18 protein-coding genes are annotated in these 23,076 nt (G+C 47.7%); 7 read left to right on the top strand and 11 right to left on the bottom strand.

What is annotated here, in order from left to right; all coding sequences use genetic code 11:
* Positions 1-5 precede the first annotated feature (5 nt).
* The 5 genes from GJS45_RS18220 to lipB are packed head-to-tail and all read right to left on the bottom strand — an operon-like array spanning position 6 to position 5,081.
* A complete protein-coding gene (locus GJS45_RS18220) occupies positions 6-992 on the bottom strand; it encodes a polyprenyl synthetase family protein (RefSeq protein ID WP_162343303.1) in 987 nt (328 codons plus the stop codon).
* The gene (rnr, locus tag GJS45_RS18215; RefSeq protein WP_162343302.1) at positions 982-3,159 is read right to left on the bottom strand and encodes a ribonuclease R; all 2,178 of its coding nucleotides are present in this window, start codon (positions 3,157-3,159) and stop codon (positions 982-984) included. The genes GJS45_RS18220 and rnr overlap by 11 nt, the downstream gene beginning before the upstream one ends.
* A gap of 43 nt (positions 3,160-3,202) precedes the next feature.
* A complete protein-coding gene (locus GJS45_RS18210) occupies positions 3,203-3,958 on the bottom strand; it encodes a 3'-5' exonuclease (protein WP_162343301.1) in 756 nt (251 codons plus the stop codon).
* Between the two features lie 5 nt (positions 3,959-3,963).
* Complete coding sequence (locus GJS45_RS18205; RefSeq protein WP_162343300.1) at positions 3,964-4,359, bottom strand: hypothetical protein; 396 nt, start codon at positions 4,357-4,359, stop codon at positions 3,964-3,966.
* Positions 4,356-5,081 carry a lipoyl(octanoyl) transferase LipB gene (lipB, locus tag GJS45_RS18200; protein ID WP_162343299.1) on the bottom strand — a complete coding sequence of 242 codons (726 nt, stop codon included), beginning with the start codon at positions 5,079-5,081 and terminating at the stop codon, positions 4,356-4,358. Before lipB ends, GJS45_RS18205 begins: the two co-directional genes overlap by 4 nt.
* Positions 5,082-5,122: 41 nt before the next feature.
* On the opposite strand from lipB, the gene GJS45_RS18195 reads away from it, so the two are divergent.
* Positions 5,123-5,479 (top strand): YraN family protein, encoded by a 357-nt coding sequence (locus tag GJS45_RS18195; protein WP_162343298.1) that lies wholly within the window; start codon positions 5,123-5,125, stop codon positions 5,477-5,479.
* On the opposite strand, the gene GJS45_RS18190 is transcribed toward GJS45_RS18195, so the two are convergent.
* Positions 5,476-6,330, bottom strand: coding sequence for a toxin-antitoxin system YwqK family antitoxin (locus GJS45_RS18190; protein WP_162343297.1), 855 nt, complete (start codon positions 6,328-6,330; stop codon positions 5,476-5,478). The two genes, GJS45_RS18195 and GJS45_RS18190, sit on opposite strands and share 4 nt — an antisense overlap.
* A gap of 246 nt (positions 6,331-6,576) precedes the next feature.
* Here GJS45_RS18190 and GJS45_RS18185 point away from each other — a divergent pair, with 246 nt between their 5' ends.
* The 6 genes from GJS45_RS18185 (at position 6,577) to GJS45_RS18160 (ending at position 16,800) form a co-directional block, all read left to right on the top strand.
* Positions 6,577-7,782: a pyridoxal phosphate-dependent aminotransferase gene (locus tag GJS45_RS18185; RefSeq protein ID WP_162343296.1), complete on the top strand. Its 1,206-nt coding sequence runs from the start codon at positions 6,577-6,579 to the stop codon at positions 7,780-7,782.
* 49 nt (positions 7,783-7,831) lie between these two features.
* Positions 7,832-8,542 (top strand): glycosyltransferase, encoded by a 711-nt coding sequence (locus GJS45_RS18180; RefSeq protein WP_162343295.1) that lies wholly within the window; start codon positions 7,832-7,834, stop codon positions 8,540-8,542.
* Between the two features lie 682 nt (positions 8,543-9,224).
* Positions 9,225-10,244 carry a DUF4421 domain-containing protein gene (locus tag GJS45_RS18175; RefSeq protein WP_162343294.1) on the top strand — a complete coding sequence of 340 codons (1,020 nt, stop codon included), beginning with the start codon at positions 9,225-9,227 and terminating at the stop codon, positions 10,242-10,244.
* 232 nt (positions 10,245-10,476) lie between these two features.
* On the top strand, positions 10,477-13,908 hold the full coding sequence (locus GJS45_RS18170) for a SusC/RagA family TonB-linked outer membrane protein (protein WP_162343293.1): 3,432 nt from the start codon (positions 10,477-10,479) through the stop codon (positions 13,906-13,908).
* Positions 13,909-13,942: 34 nt separating this feature from the next.
* Positions 13,943-15,601, top strand: coding sequence for a SusD/RagB family nutrient-binding outer membrane lipoprotein (locus tag GJS45_RS18165; RefSeq protein WP_162343292.1), 1,659 nt, complete (start codon positions 13,943-13,945; stop codon positions 15,599-15,601).
* Positions 15,602-15,723: 122 nt separating this feature from the next.
* Positions 15,724-16,800, top strand: a complete 1,077-nt coding sequence (locus GJS45_RS18160; protein ID WP_235954851.1) for a DUF6340 family protein — start codon at positions 15,724-15,726, stop codon at positions 16,798-16,800.
* Positions 16,801-16,809: 9 nt separating this feature from the next.
* On the opposite strand, the gene GJS45_RS18155 is transcribed toward GJS45_RS18160, so the two are convergent.
* The 5 genes from GJS45_RS18155 to GJS45_RS18135 form a co-directional block, all read right to left on the bottom strand.
* Positions 16,810-17,235 (bottom strand): DoxX family protein, encoded by a 426-nt coding sequence (locus GJS45_RS18155; RefSeq protein ID WP_202928120.1) that lies wholly within the window; start codon positions 17,233-17,235, stop codon positions 16,810-16,812.
* A 156-nt stretch (positions 17,236-17,391) separates the two neighbouring features.
* Entirely contained in the window at positions 17,392-19,392 is a 2,001-nt protein-coding gene (locus GJS45_RS18150) for a copper-translocating P-type ATPase (RefSeq protein WP_162343291.1), read from the bottom strand.
* Positions 19,393-19,443: 51 nt separating this feature from the next.
* Positions 19,444-21,249, bottom strand: a complete 1,806-nt coding sequence (locus tag GJS45_RS18145; RefSeq protein WP_162343290.1) for an efflux RND transporter periplasmic adaptor subunit — start codon at positions 21,247-21,249, stop codon at positions 19,444-19,446.
* A 9-nt stretch (positions 21,250-21,258) separates the two neighbouring features.
* Positions 21,259-21,615: a four helix bundle protein gene (locus GJS45_RS18140; RefSeq protein ID WP_162343289.1), complete on the bottom strand. Its 357-nt coding sequence runs from the start codon at positions 21,613-21,615 to the stop codon at positions 21,259-21,261.
* A 61-nt stretch (positions 21,616-21,676) separates the two neighbouring features.
* Positions 21,677-23,005, bottom strand: a complete 1,329-nt coding sequence (locus GJS45_RS18135; RefSeq protein WP_162343288.1) for a TolC family protein — start codon at positions 23,003-23,005, stop codon at positions 21,677-21,679.
* Positions 23,006-23,076: the final 71 nt, after the last annotated feature.

Below are 23,076 nucleotides of genomic sequence, written 5' to 3'. Positions count from 1 at the left end.
GGGTTTTATTTTTCGCGGTTAGCCAGGTTGCGTGTAAGGTTCCAAAGAACTTGCAGTCCCTCGGGCCTTTGTACTTTTAGGCTGCTGAGTTGGCTAAACCCCTTTTCAAAAAAATCAGTCGTTATGTTCAGCGTGTGCTCCCGAATCTTCAGCCGATCATAAAGGGCCGTCACTGCACGGACCTTTTCGTCCGGGTCCGGAGCGCTCGCCTGTAGCCATTTTTCTAATTCTATTTTATCCTCATCCCGGGCCAGTTCCTGGGCCTTGATGAGCAGGTACGTTTTTTTATTGGCCAATATGTCTCCTCCTACTTGTTTTCCAAACTTTTCCTGATCGGCATATACATCCAGAAGGTCATCTTTTAATTGGAATCCCAAGCCTATGTTGACACCAAAATCATATAGATGCTGCACATCTTCTTTACTGGCACCAGCCAATAAGGCACCCAATTGCAGGGAAAAGCCTATTAGCACCGCCGTTTTCAACCGGATCATATTCAGGTAGTCTGATTCCGAGACCAGGGCCACACGTTCGAAATTCATGTCCAGTTGCTGCCCTTCGCAAACCTCCGCTGCTGTCTTGCTGAAAAGTGCCAGGCTTTGGCGCAGGTACTCCGGCGAAACATCCATCAGTAATTCGTAGGCTTTGACCAGCATGACATCCCCGGATAAGATGGCCGTATTGGCATTCCACTTCTCATGGACCGTAGCCATGCCTCTACGCAGGGGAGCCTTGTCCATGATGTCGTCGTGCATCAGGGTGAAGTTATGGAACACTTCAATGGCGGATGCCGGGGTTAGGATGCGTTGGTAATCCTCCTTATACAACCCATAGGATAGCAAGGCCAGTAACGGCCGAATTCGTTTTCCTCCCAGACGCATTAAATAGTCAATGGGATCGTATAATTCCGGTGGTTGGCCTTTTAATTCGAGTTGTAGAATATGCGCTTCCAGGGAAGCTTTGATTTCTTCTAGTTGTTTTTCATTTATCATCGTTGACAAATTCCAGGTCTATGGTTCTGCGGTCAATGTCGGTTCGGGTGACACGAACCATGACCTTGTCTCCCAGCGTAATGATTTTCTTGTTTTTGGATCCAATCAGACGCATGTTTTTTTCATCAAAATCATAATAGTCGTCTGTCATGTCCTGCACGCGAACCATTCCTTCGCATTTGGTTTCGGTGATTTCTACGTACACGCCCCATTCGGTTATCCCGGTGACGATCCCCTCGTAATCCTTTACCTCTGCCAGTTTCATGTATTCCACTTGTTTGTACTTTATACTGGCCCTTTCGGCATCAGAAGCCCGTTTTTCCCGTTCCGAAGCATGCACACATTTTTCTTCCCATGCCTGGTTTTCGGGTGGCTTTCCCCCGTCCAGGTAATGTTGCAACAGGCGGTGAACCATCAAATCCGGATACCGCCGGATCGGGGAGGTGAAATGCGTATAATGTGGGAAAGCAAGTCCAAAATGAAGTTTCGGTTCAGTGGTGTATTTGGCCTTCGCCATGCTTCGGATAGCTAATTGTTCCAATACATTTTGTTCAGGCTTACCAACGATTTCGTCCATCAGCTTGTTCAGGCTGTTGGCTACTTTTTTCTCATCACTAATCTTTAAGTCATGACCGAATTTTCTCGCAAAATTAGCAAAGGTGTTGAGTTTCTCCAGGTCCGGGTAATCATGAATCCGATAAACAAAGGTGCTTTTCCCTTTATTTTTATCATAAATGAATTCTGCCACGGTTTTGTTTGCCAGCAACATAAACTCTTCGATCAGCTTGTGAACGTCTTTTCGCTCTTTGATCAGTAGGCCCACGGGCGTGCCTTTTTCGTCCAGCTTGAACTTAACTTCTACCGTTTCAAAGTTAATGGCTCCTTTCCGAAATCTTTCTTTCCGGAGCTTTTTGGCGAGGGTGTTGATCTTGATCAGTTCATCGGCGAATTCTCCCTTGCCCTGATCCATGTTTTCCTGGGCTTCTTCATAGCTAAACCTACGGTCGGAATGAATAACGGTGCGCCCGATCCAAAAATCCTTCACCTGGGCTTCATTGTCTATTTCAAAGACACAGGAAAAGGTGAGTTTATCCTCATTAGGTCGAAGGGAACAAAGCCCGTTGCTTAGCCTCTCGGGAAGCATGGGAATGGTTCGGTCCACCAGGTAAACGGAGGTGGCCCGGTCGTAGGCTTCTTTTTCCATGATGGATTTTGGCGTGACATAGTGGCTGACATCAGCGATGTGCACGCCGATTTCCATGTTTCCGTTTTTCAGATAGCGAAAAGATATCGCATCGTCAAAATCCTTGGCATCAGCCGGGTCAATGGTAAAGGTATCAACCGCCCTGAAATCCCTTCTTTTTTCCAGTTCGCGGGGGGGAATGCTATCCGGTATCGCATCGGCTTCCGCAATGGACTCCTCCGGGTATTCAAAAGGAAGCCCGAATTCTGCCATGATGGAATGAATTTCCACCTCGTGATCACCAGCTTCTCCCAGTACGCGGATAATTTTGCCGGTTGGGCTTTTGTCTCCTTCTTTCCAATCGGTTAGTTTGACAACCACCTTCTGGTTATGTTGTGCGCCGATCAGGTCTGATTTTTTTACAAAAATATCCTGATGCATCTTTTTGAAATCCGGAACCACAAACGCAAACCGTGGCGAAATTTCCACCCTGCCGACAAATTCATCCCGATTCCGTTCCGTGATTTCCAGCACTTTTCCTTCTCGCTTATTACCACGGCCCTTATGGGGCAAAATCATCACACGTACCTTGTCTCCATCCAAGGCGGTTTTGAGGTCTGCCTCCTTTACCAGGATGTCATTTTCTTTTTTTTCCTGATCCTCCGGAATGATGAAAGCAAAGCGCGCATTGACAAAATCTACTTCACCAATGATGAATTCGGGATCGGCCGCTGAAGAATAGAGGTTTCGGGGGCTTTTGGAAATGCTTCCGGAGGCTACCAATTCCTGCAAGGCTTCGTCCAATGATTTTTTGGCGGTAGCGTCCCGCAGCGATAATTTTTTGATCAATTGTTTTACTGCGAATTCTTCTCCGTAATGGCTATCTAAAAATTGCGTTAGTTGGCGTTTTACCTTTGGCAATCCGGTAGGATCCTCCTTCTTGTTTTTAAAACCTGATTTTTTTCTTCCTGAATTTCTTCCCATAAAAGTAATTTAATGCATTAAAGGTACGGATATTTATTTTAAATTATTCCGGGCTTTGTGTTTCCATTGGTTCGTCCAGATCCAGATTGATGGTTTCAAATTCCAAATTCCCCGGAAGCCCCTGATAGGCAAGGTAGATTCTTGCCGTAACGGCTACATCCCGAAGGCAATAGTGGCGGATAGCGGGTAGGTCATTGTCGGCATAGTAGGCGGAATTGACACCACTACCATCGATGCCATCCTTGGAACTAGGGATGTCAAACAGTGCTGCGAGCAGATCCAGGCGCGTGTAATGCTTGTAGTCTCCAAATTTCCACAGCTCCAAGGTATCCAGGTGGCGGATTTCCCAGGGGCGTTTACCAGCAAGTTGCAGCACCTCCGGCAGGGGCAGTTGATTGATCAGCATGCGCCTGCACAAATAAGGGATATCAAATTCTTTGCCATTATGTGCACAAAGGGTCCAGTCCCTTTTACAGAGAAGCTCCCGGAAGGCCCAAAGCATTTCATGCTCTGTTTCAGCAGCAAAAGATTTGGTACGGTACTGAAGCAGGTCTTCCTCTTTGCGATAGGTGAAATAGCCTACGCCAATACATATAATTTGACCAAATTCGGCATAGATACCCGCTTTTTCGAAATACAAATCCCCTGGATCTTTTTCCTCCTGCCCGGGGATAAACCGTGCCTTTTTCTTCCACTCTTCCTGCAATCGGGGAGGAAGTTCCTCCAGGCTTTTGGCTCCCGAAATGGTTTCCAGATCCAAAAACAGAATATCATTTAGATGTTCAAAAAAATCAGCCATATGCGTTAAGTATGTACAATGCCGTGCAAATCAAGTTCAGGAATATAACTCATGTGATTTTCCTGAATACTGCCTGCTACAAAGATAAACTTTTTGTCAAAAATCTGATCCACAATATAATAACTTATCCAAAATTCGTTTGTCAGTGCAAAAAGATCGGGGTCAATCCCTTCAATCCGGGCAAAACTAGTGGGTTCCAGCCGTTCTATCATATGCCTTAAAACGGAGGATTTTTTTCTCTTACCCTCCATTTCTCCATAAGCCCGGGAGGTAATCAGCAAGGTGGTCAGCTCGATCAGGTTATTATTGATAAGGTATGCGGACCATCCATCACCATCTTTTTCCCTGGCAATGGCCAACTTGACTCCTGTGACCGGGTGAAATTCAATATCCTTCTTCATATCAAATCCTCGAGTTCCATTTCGAAGAGCCTGGCTAAATGTCGCTTTAAGCGCTCTTTTACCTCCCACTCATCTATCGGCCGGCCCAGTTCCACATGCATGGAGGTGACGGCCTTGTCCCGAATGCCGCAGGGGACGATGTGCTCAAAATAACTCAGGTCGGCATTGACATTAAAGGCAAAGCCATGCATGGTCACCCAACGGCTGGATTTTACCCCCAGCGCGCAAATTTTCCGCGGATTTTTTTGGTGCAGGTGGTCCAGCCAGACACCCGTAAGCCCGTCAATTCTCCCCGCATCTATTCCGTAATCCCCCAGTGTGGCGATGACGGCTTCTTCCAAATACCGCAGGTACCGGTGAATGTCGGTAAAGAAATTGTCCAGATCCAAAATAGGGTAGCCTACCAGTTGCCCAGGGCCGTGGTAGGTAATATCGCCGCCGCGATTGATGGGGTAATAGCTGGCACCGTATTTTTTTAATCCTTCGGCATCCAGGAGCAGGTTCTCGGCTTTGCCGCTTTTGCCTAAGGTATATACATGCGGATGCTCGACGAAGAGCAGGTAATTTTTGGTGACTTGCTGCTTTGCAGGCTCTTGCTGCCTGTTTTGGACCTTAATCGCCACGATATCGGCAAACAATTGCTCCTGATAATCCCAGGTTTCCCGGTAATCTTTTCTGCCCAGATCCTGAAAAATAACTTTTTTATTTATAAATTCATTCACGTTTATCCCATCGTTTTTTCAAATATAGTCAATATCACAGAATGGCCGAACACAATGACAAGGGAAGAGAGGCGGAACAGCTCGCCAAAACCTGGCTGGAAGGAAAGGGCTATGCGCTGGTGGAAGAAAACTTCCGGTACAAGCATGCCGAAATTGACCTGATCATGACCTTTCAGGGCCTATTGGTCTTCGTAGAAGTTAAATTTCGTAGCGGAACCAGCTATGGCTATGCCGAGGAATTTGTGGATTATAGAAAACGACAATTGATTATCCGGGCAGCCGATTATTTTATCCATAAAATAGACTGGCATCAGGATATTCGTTTTGATATTGTGGGCGTGTACCGTGACCGCCACGGCAATATCGCCTTTAAACACTTTGAAGATGCTTTTTACTAATTCGTTGTCCGGTAAATGAGATTCCCTTCCTGATCCCATTCTGCGCGGATAAAAGGCGTAAAGTTATTGGTAAAGGCTTCTGCCTGGTATTGGATTTCGCGTTTTCTTACCCGTTTTTCATCTTTGCCAGGCCAATATTCCGTCCACAATCCAACTTTTTCTCCAAACTGGTACTCGCCCGTCACAGCCACTTGCCCGTTTGGAAAAAAATGATAGAAATTCCCTTCTTCCAGTTCGTATTCGATCGGAGTCAGTTTCTCAATTTTCCTTTCTCCCCGGTTATAATAAGTGATTCTGGAGTCTTTAGGCCAGCCTTCTGCGTAATGCCGTTTGTCCAGTAGGATGTTTTTACCATCATAGGACATCCACCTTCCGTGTTTGGTCCCGAAATAATACATGCCGGATTCGACCACATTTTCACCGATTCGCTTTTCGTAAGGACCATGTAGCAGGTAGCCTTTAGAAGCTTCATAGCCAGAGTTCTTGATGGCTTTGTTTCTGGAATCGTACCAATAAATATCACGGATGTAAGGATCGGGTTGCTGGTGACTTTGGGTAAAATGAAAAACCTGATAGGTTACCTGATCCCTAAAACTCGTCTTAATCAGTGTTTTTTTCGTTTTTTCTCCGAAATAAACATTTTTTTTACGTTTTTTCTTTTTGCTTTTTTTGTCCTCTTTTTTCTCATCCTCTACGGATGAGAAAAGCAATACGGGCGTGGAGGTAGGCAGCAAACGGCTATTGTCCACACCCGAGGAATCCGGATCCTGAACCGGAGCGTTTTCCTGACCATACCCAGGTGTAAAACCGGTTAGGATAAGCAGTCCAAGCAGGTAAAAATGCGTTTTCATATCAAGTAGATAACGTTAGGATCTTTGCTTTATTTTGGAAGGCTAGCAACCTCCTTAATAGAAATCAGGAACAAGCCCTGCGACCCGAGCAGTCAAAACTGGTAAAAGATTTAGGAATCGTTGGCTTTATCCTTATTTTTGCAAAATTAAAAAATGTACCGAAAGGATCATACGATCGCAGGTACTATTTCCCTTCGAACGCATAGATATAATACTGATAATCATACATAAATAAACATACCCTAAATGAAATCCATCCTATCCGATCGCATCAACAACATGGAAGAGTCAGCCACGCTGGCTATGGCAAAAACGGCCAGGGAGCTAAAAAATCAAGGCATTGATATCATTGGACTTAGCCTGGGAGAGCCAGATTTCAAAACCCCAAAACACATACAGGAAGCCGCCAAGGAGGCCATTGATGAGGGGAAGTATTTTTCGTACCCACCAGTGGCTGGATACCAGGATCTTCGGGAGGCTATTGCCAAAAAACTCCGTGAACAAAACCATATTGGGGAGGCCAAAGCTGAGAATATTGTGGTCTCTACTGGTGCCAAGCATTCCATTGCCAATATTTTTATGTGCCTGATCAATGAAGGGGACGAGGTAGTGATTTTTGCGCCTTATTGGGTTTCCTATTCTGAAATCATCAAACTGGCCGGAGGCGTGCCGGTGTTGATTGAAGGGAATTTGGAAAATAACTTCAAAGCCACGGCTGCCCAGTTGAAGGAGGCCATTACCGACAAGACCAAGGCAGTGATTTATTCCTCTCCCTGCAACCCATCCGGATCTGTTTTCAGTAAAGCAGAACTGGAAGCCATCGCAGAGGTGGTGAAATCGAAAGAAGACCTGGTGGTGATTGCCGATGAGATTTATGAATTGATTAATTTTACCGGTCAGCATGCCAGCATCGGGTCCTTCCCTGGAATGTTTGACAGAACCATTACGGTTAATGGTTTTTCCAAGGGGTATGCCATGACTGGATGGCGGGTAGGGTACATTTGTGCTCCTTTGGCCATAGCCAAAGCCTGTGAGAAAATTCAGGGACAGTTTACTTCCGGCGGCACGGGCATCGCGCAACGGGCAGCTTTGGCAGGTCTGGTAGGCGATCAGGGACCCACCGAAGAGATGGCAGCCGCCTATCTGAAAAGAAGGGACCTGGTGTTGGCGTTGCTGCGGGATATTCCGGGCATCAAAACACATGTACCTGAGGGAGCCTTTTATTTCTTTCCGGATATTTCTGCCTTTTTTGGCAAATCCACTCCGGAAAATAAAAAAATTGAAAGTGCCGATGACTTTTGCCTGTATTTGCTCAACGAAGCACACGTTTCCCTGGTGACGGGGGCGGCTTTTGGTGCTCCTAATTCCGTCAGACTTTCTTACGCTGCTTCGGAAAGCGAGCTTAAGGAAGCCTTGAAACGAATCAAGGAATCATTGGCTAAATTGAAATGATCACTTGGCCCCGGAGATACCATCCGGGGCTGTTTTAGTTTTCGGACAGATGCAAGCACTCGTAGTCACACCCGTAAAAGATGCCGTGGAGGCTTCCCTTGAGACCATCCGGGCGGTGAAGCAGTCTACGGGCCGTTTTGCCTACTGGGTATTTAATGATTTTTCCTCTGACGACACCAAATCGGCATTGCAGGCAGCTAGTCAGGAGATGGATTTTAAGTTGATCCACCTGGAAGAGCTGACCGATCACCCTTCTCCCAATTATGATAAGGTGCTGTGGATGTCCCAGAAAGAAGCACTGGAAGCCAAGGTGCCGCTGATCATCATTGAATCGGATGTAACGGTACAGCCAGACACCATTGAACGGCTTCTTTCTTTTGCTCATAATACTCCCAACGCGGGCTTGGTGGGGGCCATTACCCATGATGAACAGGGAAGGGTAAATTTTCCGTACCTTAAATTTAAAAATGAAAAGAGGAAGGGTGCTATTGAGACCAATCGTAGTCTTAGCTTTTGCTGTACCTTGCTAAGTATTGAATTTTTGAAACAATATGATTTCGCCGATCTGGATCTCGAAAAAGACTGGTACGATACTCATATTAGTCACAAGGCACTGGATGTCGGCTTCGAAAATTACATTCTAATGGACCTTCCCGTTGGACACAGGCCCCATGGCAGCCGACCCTGGAAGCACCTGAAATATTCTAACCCCTTGTATTACTACTTTAAAAAGTGGTTTTCCGGAAAAGATAAGATTTAGGGAATTACTCAACTCAATTTTCTAATCTACCTGACGAAAGGATTGATTGTGAAGAGGCTAATGGTTTTTCCATTTTGAGGCGTTCGCCATTTAATTTGGGCTGAGCAACGACGGAAAGTACCGGGAAACCGTATTGTTAAACTTTTTTTAATTGGATTATTTAAATATTAAATTTTTTTCAAGCATACCCGTTAATAACAACAGACATAAGAAGGTGATTACGCAGAGAGGTATTCCCGTTTAGGAATATCCTAGATCAATGGGAAGGAATGTAAGGTTCTAATAAAATAAAAACAAATGATAATTAAAATAATTAAATTATGCTGGGTAATACCCGTCTGGGATTCTGTTTTCCTGTAAATTACCCCGTACTATTACTAATAATTTCTGAGAAAGGTTAGGAAGTTTTTATAAAAAATGGACATTCTAGAAGTTCTTCATTGTAATTATTTCTTTATTTTATCGAAACCTACTAAGAAGAATTGATTGCTTTATTGGGATTAATTTCCTTACCTTTGTCCTGGGTGATTAAGCAACTTTTTGTACTTATCTTTTTCTCATATTTAAAGAGGAGGTTATTTCGAAATTATTTTTACTGACCTCCTTTTTCCTTATTTGAACCTTAAACTCGTTCCTTATTGCAGCTACTTGTTCCTTTCCATATTGGTTTTAATTTACGGCCATGAAGCATTGCTTGTTCATACTAAGTGCATGGATCCTGTTTATTACTCATTCTCCTGCGCAGGAAACCGAACAAGATAGCTCCTATTACCGGGCCTATCCCACAAAACTCACCGGTAGGTATTACTTCTCCCGAAAATATACCGGGTTGGGATTGGAAAATGAAGGATATAAGCTCCTCTACATGCCCAACTCCACATTGAATATGGGGCTGGGCGTGACCTATCAGAACCTGACCTTAAATCTGGCTTATGGCTTTGGTTTTATCAATCCCGAAAGAGAGAGGGGGGAAACGAACTACCTGGACCTTCAAGCCCATGCCTATCCCAAAAACTGGGTCATTGATTTATTCGGTCAGTTTTACAACGGTTATTACTTGCACAGGAGTGATGGGCAGCTCCTTGATGGGGAGTCCAGACTTTTTCCTGACATGAAGCTACGAAAGGTGGGAGCTTCTGTACAATACCTATTTAACGGTGATAAATTTTCCTACCGGGCTGCCTTTTTACAAAATGAATGGCAGCAACGATCTGCGGGATCATTTTTGGCTGGAATGGAACTATACGGTGGTCAAATTCGCAATCAAAAAGGAATTCTCCCAACTACCTTGGGCCGGGAGGCGGATCTTAGACAGGTTAAATACATGGAATGGGCCCCCAATATCGGCTACGCGTATTCATTGGTGCTTAAAAAACATTTTTTCATTACCCTTTCGGCGGCTTCGGGACTTTCTTTAGGGCGTACCTCCCTGCACTTTGCAGATGGAAATGAGGAGCGAAATTGGGCGGTTCGACCAAATTATTTTTTACGCGGATTTACCGGTTACAATTCAGAACGCTGGTCGGTTAATATTAACTACGTTTACAATCAGGTAAACCTGGCACCCGTAGCGGGCTATCGGGTGAATACGGGTACCGGAAATTATCGATTTAACTTCGTTTATCGCTTTGCTCCCGGCCCGAAGCTATCGAAAAAGCTGGGATGGATAGACCGAACCCTTAACAAGCTCTCGGGCAAGTGAAAAGCCTGATTTTTTACCTACACGCTTAAGATTGCGGTTTTTTATTAATTCCTTCCAAATATGCTATCCTTATTAATTAATTAACACAATAGATATATTTTCTTAACGAAAAGTGTATGTGTTAACGTTGGATTATTCTGCTATTTGCCATAAAATAGATTCCTATAAGGGGTATGTTTTTGATTCTTAGAGTACTATAAGAAATCAGGTTAAAAACGATAAGGCGGAGTTTATGGTAAAACAGTTACATCCAAACAGGTTTAGCATGGGGCTGCTCCTGTTATGGTTCCTATCGGGAACCTTTAATTTCGAAGTGCTGGCGCAAAGCCGGCAGGTGAGCGGGACCGTCATCTCTTCAGAAGATGGGTTGGGGATTCCGGGGGTAAATGTCCTGATCCAAGGCAGTCAGAAAGGCACTGCTACGGATGTCAATGGTGCTTATTCCCTTGAGGTTCCCGGAGCAAATACAGTACTTGTCTTTTCCTACATCGGTTACGAGTCGGTTGAGGAAGCGGTAGGGAACCGATCGGAAATCAATGTGCAAATGAAACCCGATGCAGCGGCCTTGGGCGAAGTAGTCGTAACGGCACTGGGTATCCGAAGGGAGGAAATTTCATTGGGCTATTCGATCGAGCGGGTGGCAGGGGAAGAAATGACCCGCGTAGCGCAGGAAAGCTTTCTAAATGCCATGGCTGGAAAAGTAGCCGGAGCTACCATCAGTTCCACCGGAGCCACGGGTTCATCCGTAAGCATGGTCATCCGAGGTGCGACCTCCCTGAGCTCGGATAACCAGCCTCTTTTTGTTGTAGACGGGGTTCCCATTGCCAATACCCTGAATAACGTCTCTTCGGTGGGTACGGAAAATAGGGTGGATTATGGGAATGCAATTTCTGGCCTCAACCCCGATGATATTGCCGATATTTCCATTTTGAAGGGACCGAGTGCAGCAGCATTATACGGCTCCAGAGCAGGTAACGGCGTGGTACTCATCACTACCAAGCGGGGAGATGTGGACCGGTTGACAATAAATGTGACCTCCAATACTGTTTTCGATGTGCCGTTTAAATTCCTGAAGTGGCACAGTGATTTTGGTTCCGGGCAATTTTCGGCCATCCCGCCGGATATTAGTGGAACGCCGCTATCCATGCCTTTTGGGAGCCTGGTTCAGGAAAATGTAAACGCCGCTTTTGGTGCTGCGCTGGATAAGGGATACGAAGCCGTGCAATGGAATAGTCCGCTGGATGAAAATGGTAACCCGATTCCCATTCCCCTGGTATCCTATCCGGATAATGTGCAGAATTTTATGCAAACTGGGATTACCTCTGCCAATAGCTTCTCCATCGCAAACAGTACTAGCGCCATGAATTACCGGGTTTCTTATTCCAATATGCGTAACAGAGGCATCATCCCCAATGCAGACCTGTTTCGGAATACCCTGAACTTCAATTCTACCATGGAACTTGGTAAGGGCTTGCGCCTGAGCACCAATCTGGATGTTAGCCGAAACAATTCGAATAACCGGCCCGCCGGAGAGCGAGGTACTAACCCCCTTCAATGGGTGTATGAAACCTCGCCGCATGTGAACATTCTGGATCTGAAGGATTACTGGATGCCCGGACAGGAAGGCCTGGAACAAAAAACCGTGGATGCCGACCAGGAAGTGCGTGTCACCAACAACCCCTACTTTTTGGCCAATGAGGTAAACAATAGTTTTACCCGGGACCGGGTTTTTGGAAACATGAAGCTCGACTGGCAGATTTCTCCCTCTTTTAGCTTCTTTGCCCGGTATGCCATCGATTTGTACCGGGAAACCAGGGAAAGCAAAATTGGCAGAAGCTATAGTCAGGAACCGGAAGGAGCTTATGGTATTACCGAGTTGCAGGGGTTTGAATCCAATACCGATTTTTTGCTTACCTATAGCAAAGATGTCGGTGATATTAGCCTTTCACTTTCCGGAGGAGGTAATATCCGCTACCAAAATGGCAGCAACTTCTTTGCAGGCTCCAAGGCAGGTGCCGGTCTGATTACACCGGGTGTCTACACGGTACAAAATATTGCACCCGATAATATTGAGTATTCCAATAGCAGGTTTGAGCGGGGTATCCATAGCTTATACGGACTGGCGAATCTGGGGTACAAAGACATGGTTTACCTGGATTTAACTGCCCGAAACGACTGGTCCAGTACCTTGCCGGATGCGGCACCGTATTTTTACCCCTCTGCTTCGCTTAGCTTGCTCTTCAATGAAATATTGGCCCTCCCTGAGCCCTTTAGCCTTGTTAAATTAAGAGGCGGTTATGCTTCTGTTGGTAACGACGCAGATCCCTACCGGCTTATTGCTGCGCTGTCTAATGCCGGAGCCTGGGGGAATGTGCCCCGGCTTTCTCTTCCGGGGACGCTGCTAAACCCCTCGCTGAAGCCCGAAATTGCGACTTCTTACGAAGGGGGAGTGGATCTGCACCTATTCAACAATCGGATCAGGTTTAGTGGTACCTACTACATGGTAGAAAATCGCAATCAAATTTTCAGCACCGGACTTCCGCCCTCTACCGGTTATTCTGCCAAAAATATCAATGCCGGACTTCTGCGCAGTAAAGGCATAGAACTAACCCTGGGAGCAGACCTGGTACAGGGTCCAAACTGGAACTGGACTACAAATTTCAATCTTACCCGTAATCGCACGCGTATAGTGGAGCTGGCCGATGAACTACCCTATTATACCTTGTGGACCGATGCCAGAGGCGGGGCCTGGACCTATGTGGGAGAAGAAATCGGTGATATTTACGATGCGAAAGTAGTGACGGTAGAAGACCCGGAGTCGCCTTATTTTGGGTTTCCAATCCTGGATCAGACCGGAAAATGGCAGGATGTGGACGCGGTAAACAGCCGTAATAAAATCGGAAATTTCAATCCTGATTTTATTTTGGGTATGCAAACCTCCCTGTCCTACAAAAATTTTCACCTTAACCTGACCTTTGACTGGAGAAATGGAGGTGATTTTGTGTCGCAAACCTACCGTTTCGGAGAAGAACACGGCAGGTCTCAGATTTTTCTGGATAAATTGATCCATCCGGGAGACCGCTCCGGAGCCGCCCTGAAAGACTACCTGCTGGAAAATAGGGAATCCATGATCCTTATCAATGGAAACAATTTCCCCCTTGTGGGTGGGCCTACTCCGGATTATGGAGGGTATCCTTTCACCTTCGGGCCTTTCACGCTGCCTTATGGCGGGGTGTTTATCCCCGGAGTGTATGCAACAGCCTTTGATGAGGATGGGAATCCTACCGAGTTTGCCGAAAACCTTGGCGAGAATATTGGAGAGGACGGAGGTACCCTTACCCTTCCCTATGCCGGTAGTACGGCCTGGAGTTTTGCAAGGGCTTTCCTGTACGATGCTTCTTTTGTAAAACTGAGGGAGGTTTCCTTTGGATACGATGCGCCGCAGAAATTTGCCCAGGCATTACGAATGCAACAGTTGAACTTCTCGGTTTATAGCCGGAACATTATCCTGTGGACAGCTGCTAAAATCAACGTGGATCCTGAAATGGCCTTTCAGCCTTCCTCCGGAGTCCAGGCCGGGTCTCAGTTTAAGCAGGGCATTGAGCGATGGAATGTGATGCCCTGGGTGATGCCCATCGGTTTTAAGGTAAACGCAACGTTTTAATCAGGGTTTGGTGATCACAATAAAAGAAATGGCTATGAAAATCAATAATAAATTTATTCTCGGATTTATACTGACCTGCCTGTGTACCTTTTCCTGCACGGAAGAATTGGTGGAAATGAACATCAATCCCAATGGAGCAAATCCCGAAACAGCTAATCCGAATCTGGTGCTTTCTACCGTTCTGACGGAAGCGGGCAAAACCATTGTTAACCTGGGTTACCAGGATATTGCGGGTGTCATGCAGCATACCCAAAAAGACGGTTGGTCCGGGGCGCATAACCTGTATGACTGGAACCGTAGTAATAGCTGGACGGGCTATTATGCCATTCTCCGAAACAATCAATTCGTTTACGATAAAGCTGTGGAATTGGATCAGGAGCTGCATCAGGGCGTGACGCTGGTCATGAAGTCCATGATGTTTGGCCTGATTGCCGACTTGTGGGGAGATGCCCCTTACTCGCAGGCGTTGAGAGGAGCAGAAGGCACACCGGAAGCTACCTTTCCGGCATTTGATACGCAGGAGGACATCTATCGCGGGGTACTGGCCGACCTGCAGGCAGCCAACGAGCTCCTTTCTCAACCAGCCGGTGCCTATAACAGCAGCATTGAGGGCGCGGATGTGTATTTTAACGGAGACCCTGCAAAATGGAGGAAGATGGCCAATTCGCTGAGATTGCGCTATTACATGCGGGTATCCGAAAAGCTGCCCGAATTTGCGCAGCAGGGAATAGAGGAGATCCTTTCCAATCCAGACGGCAACCCCCTGATTCTAAACCCGGCGGATGATGCCAGTATGGGTTTTGCTGGTATCAGTGAAGACACTTCCTGGCCGAATACTACCCGTTACGATGCCGATGCCAGCAGTTATCGCCGAATAAAGATGTGCCGTACCCTTGTGGAGGCCATGCGCTCGAAGAAAGATCCCAGGCTGTCCGTTTGGGCCAACCCGGTTCAAATACCGCTGGTGGTGGATGAAACGCTTCCTTCCGGAACGGATCAAATTGAAAATGGCAGGCGCTTGCTCTCTCCGGATGTGCTGGAAGAACGGAATGTAGCCCTGGAAGACATCAGCCAGAATCCCGACTACGTGGGTATTCCTCCGGGCATCCCCGGTCCGCAAGTGTACAACCTCAGCCCGGATGCCAATCAAGCCGCTTTCAATCCCCATGTTTCCTGGCTGAATGACAGGTATCGTGATGCCACTGGTCCCCTATTGCGGGCGCGGATTATTTCTGCCTCGGAAGTGAATTTTATTTTGGCGGAGGCCGCTTTGAACGGATGGAGCGTAGGAGACACCCCTGAAAATTATTACAACGCTGCGATTCAGGCTTCTTTTGCCACCTGGGGGCTGTCAGATCAGGTAGAAAGTTACCTGCAAGAGGATGAAGTTCAATTTGACGGATCGCTCGCCCAGCTGATGGAGCAAAAATGGATTGCTTCCTGGACAGCCGCCGCCGAATCCTGGTTTGATTACCGTCGGACCGGATTCCCGGAACTGGAAGCGGGTCCCTTTGCCATCCGATCGGCCATACCGGTACGATTCTATTATATGATCCAGGAGCGGAACCTGAATGCCGCCGAGACAGAAGAGGCCATTTCCAGGCTGGAGGCAACCAGCTTTTCAGAAGTAGATGGTCAAAACAGTGCCTGGTCCAAGCCCTGGGTCATTCAGGGAACCGGGAAGCCCTGGTAGTTTGCAATAACACACGGTTACGGGGCTATTTCGATTTCGGGATGGTCCCGTATTTTTTTTCGATTATTTTTGAACGTTAGCACCATCAATTCCGTAAATTTGACGAAATTTTAAAACGATCTATGGAAGCTTCAACAAAATGGATTTCAGGCAATTCGGTTTTTTTTATCCTCTTTTTTCTACTGTTATCCTGTACCAAAAACGTTTCCCTTACACGCTTGATGCCAGCGGAGATCCCGGTTCCTAACCATGTTCAGCGTTTGCTACTGGTGGACCGAACGGTTCCGGAAAGTCAGGGCGTTGCCATTATTGAAGGCATCCTGACCGGAGAGGCTCCTTTTGAAATTCGTAATGCCATCGATGCGACCATGGCGACCATTCAGCAGGAACTGGCTACATCTCCCCGCTATGAAATCATCCGTGCAGGCGAAAGACTGAAAGGGGGGCTTTTCGGGCAGGTTTTTCCGGAACCACTGTCATGGGATCAAATTGACTATTTATGCGACAAATACCAGGCAGATGGGGTGCTAACACTGGAGAAATTCGATTCGGATTTTGTGGTGACGGAAAAAAAAGTAACCCTGAAAAAACAAGTTGGTTCCGGGAATGAGGAACGTACCATTGAAGTACCGGGAATTCTGGCAGAAGGACTCGCCTCCGTGCAAGTGGGCTTTCGCCTGTATGACCCTGCCTCGGGTACGCTCGTAGATCAGGCGGACTTTTCAAAAACCAATACCTGGTCAGCCGAAGCCGAGACCAAAACCCAGGCACTGGCCCTGCTGATCGATAAAGTGCAGGCCACCCGCTACGTGGGGCAGTTGGCAGGAGCGGCCTATGCCCGGAGGGTCGCACCCATGTATGTGGCCATCAACCGTTCGTATTATGGCAAATCCAAAGATAATCCGGCGTTGGAAGTAGGAGCCCGGTATGCGGAGGTAGATCAGTGGGAAGATGCGATCTTGGCCTGGCAAGACGGCCTTTCACAGCCATCCGACGCCAAAACACATGGGAAAATATGTTATAACCTGGCGTTGGCCTATGAGGTTTTAGGGGATTTGCCGCAGGCTAAGGAATGGGCAGGAAAGGCCTATACCCAATTTGCCTTCAAAGGCGGACGGAGCTATGCCTGGGAACTGGATCAGCGAATGATGGAAGAGGACCAACTGCGCCAGCAATTAGCCTCACCTGCAACAGAATAGAAGGCTGGGCTACTTTCCGAAAAAAAGCACTTGGTCTAATGCCCATCTGCCGCTACCCTTCAGGATTAAAAACAAACTACCCAGGAGCATCGCCCAATCCGTTCGGCTTCCGTGCATCATAGGCCAGAACCCCTCCTCAGCGTAAACCTGGGTTTTGGTGCTGGCAATGGCAACGATCATGATTATCAAGGTAGGAATAGCAGCAAGGCGTGTAAGCAAACCTACCAAAATAAACAGCCCACAGAGTATTTCCATACCGCCCACGAAGTAACCGAGGAATTCCGGATTAGGAAGTCCGATTCTTTCAAACCGACCGGCTCCGCGAAGGGCAGGAAAAAGAAATTTTTGCCATCCTTCGGAAAAGAATACCGCACCAACCATCATTCGGATCAGCAGGGTGGATTTTTCATTGGTGGGGGAAAGGAATGATTTCATATGTTTATAATTGTCTTTAAGTGGCCATATGGAATCTCGCATGCTTTATAATCATCCCTCTGTGTGTCGCCTCCATCATGCTCGATTTCATGTGTTAATAATTGATTTTAGTAGTCATATGCCTAAGCCCTGCTAGCTTTTATTAGCCTTCATTACTCAATCCATCTGCCTACGCAATAGTTGGGCATTGGCGGCGACGATAACAGTACTCAAACTCATAAAAATCGCACCGATGGCAGGATTGATCAGCAGGCCGGGAATAAACCCGGTAGCCAAAGGCATCGCGACAGCGTTATAGCCGGTGGCCCATACCAGGTTCTGAATCATCTTTTTATAGGTAGCCGTGCCAAACCGGACCAATTGGGCAATGTCCTTGGGATTGCTGTTCACCAAAATAATGTCTGCCGTTTCTGCGGCCACGTCTGTACCCGAACCTACCGCGATGCCTACATTGGCCTGGGCCAGGGCTGGTGCATCGTTGACCCCGTCTCCCGTCATGGCCACAAAATAGCCTTCCTTTTGCAGTTTTTTAATCAGTTCGACTTTTTCATCCGGCAGCACCTCGCTGTAGTAATCATCCAAACCTAATTCCTCACTCACCGCTCTGGCGGTTTTTTCGTTGTCTCCGGTGGCCATAAATACCTTCATTCCTGCCTCTTTAAGCGACTTAATGGCCGGTAAGCTGTCTTCCCTGACCTTGTCTGCCAGTGCCACAAAGCCTACCAGGTCCTCTCCTTTGAGTATAAAAACGATGGTTTCCGCTTTCTCGGACTGGGATTTTTCCGGTAGAGAGATGTTTTTTTCTTCCAGGTAGCCGGGACTGACCACTTTCCAGGATTCGCCATCAATCTCTCCCTGTACTCCTTTTCCGGTAAGGCCTTCAAACTGGCTGACTTCGTGAAGATCCAGTTTTTCTTCCTTTGCCTTTTTCACGATTCCCTGTGCGATGGGATGTTCCGATCCTTGCTCCAGCGAGGCGGCAAAAGCCAACAACTGCTTTTCGCTGAGATCTTCCGAAAGGCTTTCGTAACGGGATACTCCGAAGTTGCCCTCGGTCAGTGTGCCGGTTTTATCAAATACCATGGCCGTTATTTTCCGGGCATTTTCGAAGGCCGTACGGTTTCGGATCAACAGGCCTTTTCCGGCCGATACTGAGGTGGAAATGGCCACCACCAAAGGGATGGCCAGGCCAAGTGCGTGGGGGCAGGAAATGACCATCACGGTGACCATTCGTTCCAGGGCATAATCCCAGGGCTTGCCCATCAGCAGCCAAACCACCAGGGTAATGGTTCCGGCACCCAAAGCGATAAAGGTGAGCCATTTGGCTGCCTGGTCGGCAAGGTGTTGGGTTTTGGATTTGCTGGATTGGGCTTCCTTGACCAGGCCGATTACTTTGTTTAGGTAACTTTCTTCCCCCGTTTTCTGGACTTTTACCTCCAGGGATTGGTTGCCGTTTACAGAACCGCCCACTACCTCATCTCCTTTGGAGCGCTTTACGGGTTTACTTTCACCGGAAATCATGCTTTCGTCCAGATGGCTTTCTCCCTTCTCAATGACTCCGTCTGCGGGGATTTTTTCGTTGGCCTTGACTAAAATCCGGTCTCCTTTTTTTAATTCGCTTACCTTTACCTCGTTGACATTCTCCCCGTCCATGAGGTGCGCCTCTGCGGGCATTAGTTGTACGAGTAGTTCCAGTGATCGGGAAGCTCCCATCACCGACTTCATTTCTATCCAGTGCCCCAGAAGCATCACCACGATCAGGGTGGCCAGCTCCCAATAAAAATCCGTGCCATCCAGTCCAAAGACCACCGCGCTGCTGTAGCCGTAAGCCACGATTATCGCTACGGCTATCAGTGTCATCATCCCAGGATTTTTTTTACCTAGCTCGTCAAACAGGCCTTTCAAAAATGGCCATCCCCCGTAAAAAAACAAGACGGTGGACAAGCCAAATAGTACGTATTTGTCTCCCTCAAAGGAAATGGTGAACCCCAGCCATTGCTGGATCATTTCGGATAGCACCAGGATCGGAAGGGTCAGCACCAGGGAGATCCAAAAACGTTTTTTGAAGTCTTTGATCATCATGGCGTGGTGATCGTGGTGGGAGTGGTTATTTTGATGCGTTTCGTGTTGCTCGTGTTCGTGCTTTTCTTGGTTCATGATCGCTTATTGGTTTATTACTGGATTATTCAACTCGTTGGGCCAATGCGTTTAGTGGTTGTGCCCGCCCCCGCCCGGGCTGCCGGTGTTGGGGCTTTTCTCCATTACCGGTTTCCCTCTTTCGTAGGTTTCCCGTACTTCTCCACAGCGCAACATATCAGCACCAAAATAGGGATTACGGATTTCTTCAGTTTCGCTCAGCCAATAGGCACCCTCGTCACCAAAAGCCATGGGGCAATATTGGCGGTATACCTTGTCTTTTTCCAGGCCAAAAGATTCGGTCATCTCCAGCATGCTTTCCGAAAGCAGCATAAATTGCTTGCGGACCGGCTGAAGACCATCAGCTTCCGCAATGCCTTCCAAGGCCTTTTCGGCTTCCGCTTTTAATTCCATCCAGTGTGCGTGTGCCGCTCCTTCTACCAATTCCATATCCACCTGATTCAACGCTTCTCCAACCTGTTTGCCGGCGTTTCGTGCTGCTTTGGCATCGTCGGCTACCAGCCCATTTTTAAGCTCAAAATAGGCTTCTGCCAAAAGGGTAAGCTGTTCTTGAAAGGTGGACGAGACCTCCATAGTCTTGCTTTCCGGTCGGTTTAACAGGCTGTAATTACCGGCCAGCTGTGCCGCGGCATCAATGGAGAATACCCCATTGCTCACCACTTCTTCTCCCGCCTGTAGCCCGGCCAATACCGGGTAGGTTTCGCCGTTTCTGGGACCGATGCTTACTTCCCTCATTTCGTAGGCCGGGTATTCGGAATCCGGAACCTGCACATAAACGACGGATCTTTTTCCGGACCAGAGTAAAGCGGTCCGGGGTATGCTGAGGACCTGCTCATCCCGGTTTCCATGCGTTTGTATGCGAGCATTTACAAACATTTCCGGCTTCAGGCGGTCCCCTGGATTATTCAGCAAAAGTCTTGCCTGAGCCGTTCGGGTGTCGGGATTTATAAACGGATCCAGGTAGGAAATCGGGGCCTCAAAGGTTTCGCCCGGAATTCCTTCTACTGTCAGTGAGACCAAATCGCCGTTCCGAACGAAGGGAAGTTGCGTTTCGTAAATGTCCAACATGACCCAAACCGAGCTCAGGTTTACCAGGTCAAAAAGGGCAGTACCGGTTCCTACATAATCCCCTTCCGCTACCTTTCGTTGGATGACGATGCCCGATCGGTCGGCTAAAACAGCAAACCGGTCCAGCAATGTCCCGCCGGATTCAATGGACTCGATTTGCTCCGAAGTGATTTTCCAGGATTGTAGTTTTTGTCGCGCGGCTGCGTACAAGTCGGGGAAATCGGATTTGGTTTTGGTAGCTTCCAATAATTCCTTTTGGGCGTTTACCAGTTCGGGGGAATAGACCTCCGCCAATTTTTCACCTTTTTGCACGGCTTGTCCGGTGAAATTTACGTAAAGCTGCTCGATCCTGCCGGGAAAATTGGCCGTAATGGTAGAGCGGCTTCGTTCATCGGGCTGAACTTTGCCGGTCGTGGTTATCTCTTTCCCGGTTTCATTTTCCTTTACAGTAAATGTTTGAACCTCTGCCATCGCAATGGCCGCCTCGCTCATTTCCAGCACAGCAGGAGAGGAACTGCCATTGCCTCCGGCGTTGGATGCAGGGATCAGGTCCATACCGCAGATGGGACATTGCCCCGGTTCCGGCTGCCGTACCTGAGGATGCATGGAGCAGGTCCAGGTTTGATGATCTGATGATCCGGTGGTTTGGTGGTCTGATGTGTTGATTTGATGATTTGATGATGTGTTGATGTGTTGATTTGCTGATGGGCTGATTAGCATCGCTACCAGGAAACCCAGGATGATTCCAATCGCTGTAAATACCAACACCTGTTTATTAAGCTTTTTCATGGTTTATTTTTATCTTCTATTATTCGCACGGGAGGTCGTAATAATTTTATGCAGTAACTTTTGTATGCTAAGAAGCAGCCCATCCATCGTCTCTGGGGGATCCGGATAAGCGGCTGCTTTGGAGCATAAAAGTAGCCAGTATTCCGTTTCTTGAACCTCTTTATGGGAAATCTTGAGCTTGTGAATGAAGTCTGCCCTACTTTCGCAACTTTGAGCTTCCCTTATACTGGCACCGATACCTGTGCCTGATTTCATTAATTGCCGGGCTATTACGAATTTTCTTTTTTCCTCCAACAATTCTGAAAATTCGATGACCTGCAACGCAAATTCAAAACTCAATTCCAAAACTTCATTTCTCTTTTCCATTTCATTAAGGTTTTTCCTATTGATTACAATTCCCACATCCTCACATTATCACATCCCCACATCAGCTACCGGCCAAATTTTCCAACCGTGCTTCCAGCAGGTGCAGGTCGACGATGGTGGCGAGCAACTTGAACCGGTAATCCAGTACTCTTCGCTGGGTTTCCAGCAGGGCCTCAAAATCCCCTCCGTTGTTTGCATAGGCATTGGTCAGCAATTCCAGGGTTTGGTTCGCCAGGCGAATCTGTTCCTGATAGAGAGCTACCGAGCGTTCTGCATTTTCCCAGTCGCTACGCGTTTGACTCCACTGAGCGAGCAATTCGTTGCCTGTATTTTCTTTTCGTTGGCGGATCGCCTCTTCCCGGTATTCACTTTCCTGTTGCAGGGCCTGGTATTTTTTCCGGTAAATAGGCAGGCTGATTTTGACCATGGGCATTACCATGTCCCGGCCGCCCATGTTCATTCCGTTTTCGGTTCTAGGGCTAAAAGGCATGTAACTGATCCCTGCACCCATCATGGGTTTTCCCTTTAATGCCTGTAATTCCGTTTGGTACTGCAGAGCGGCCTCGGTGGCTTCCAGTTGCTTCAATCTGGGATTCTCTCGGGTAAGGATTTCCGGGTTTTCCGTAAGGTCTTCGGGGAGATTTGTTGCGGGTAAGGTATCGGGTAGGGCTACCACTTCTCCCGGGTCCCGGTTGAGTATCTGGTTAAAGGCTTCGATCAGGGCCTTCTGTGTGCTTTTTAGATTGGCCAGATTGGTTTCGAGTTCGTTGATTTCCATCTTCAATCGCAACACCCCGCTCATGCCATTGGATCGTCCGGATGCCGAAGCGGGATTTTCGGTAGCCCCCTCCGATTGGTACCGGACCAATGCCAGCCGTTCCAACCGTTCCAGAATAGCGACGTGCGCTGTGGTGATCCGGATTTCTTCCTGGCGCCGGTAGAGTTGGTGCCAGGAGGATTTTACCCGGTAGATCAGCTGGTTTCTAGCTCCCCTGAATTCCTGGAAAATGGCGTGTGCCTGTTGGTTGGCGGCCTCTTTTTGGGTGCCCAGGGTCCCGAACCAGGGAAAGGACTGCATGAGTTGCAGGTCTGCGTGCTGCCGGCCCATCAGCCGATCCATGGGGGCTGGAAAAATCCCAGCGCTGAATTCCGGATCGGGCAGGACACCTGCCTGGGAAACCGTCTCCAGGCTGGCCTGGTAGTCCTGGTCGTAAGCCTTGAGTTCGGGGTTGTTTTCCAGAGCGAGCTGCACGTACTCCTCCAGCGTTTGTGCCTGGAGTGCCTGGCCAACGAAAAATGCCAAAAACACCATGCTTCCGAACCGCTTCACCAGGCGCTGCCAGCTGCCACCCGCTACCGTCCAATCACTAAATTTCATATGCTTTTCCATTATTTCAGCTGGTTTGTGATCATTTTACCTATTAGTTGCGATGTATAAACTTCTTTCTTAGGAATAGATCG

The sequence above is a fragment of the Cyclobacterium salsum genome, assembly GCF_010119245.1.
Taxonomy (GTDB): Bacteria; Bacteroidota; Bacteroidia; order Cytophagales; family Cyclobacteriaceae; genus Cyclobacterium; species Cyclobacterium salsum.
This window is presented reverse-complemented; position numbering and strand designations above follow the sequence as displayed.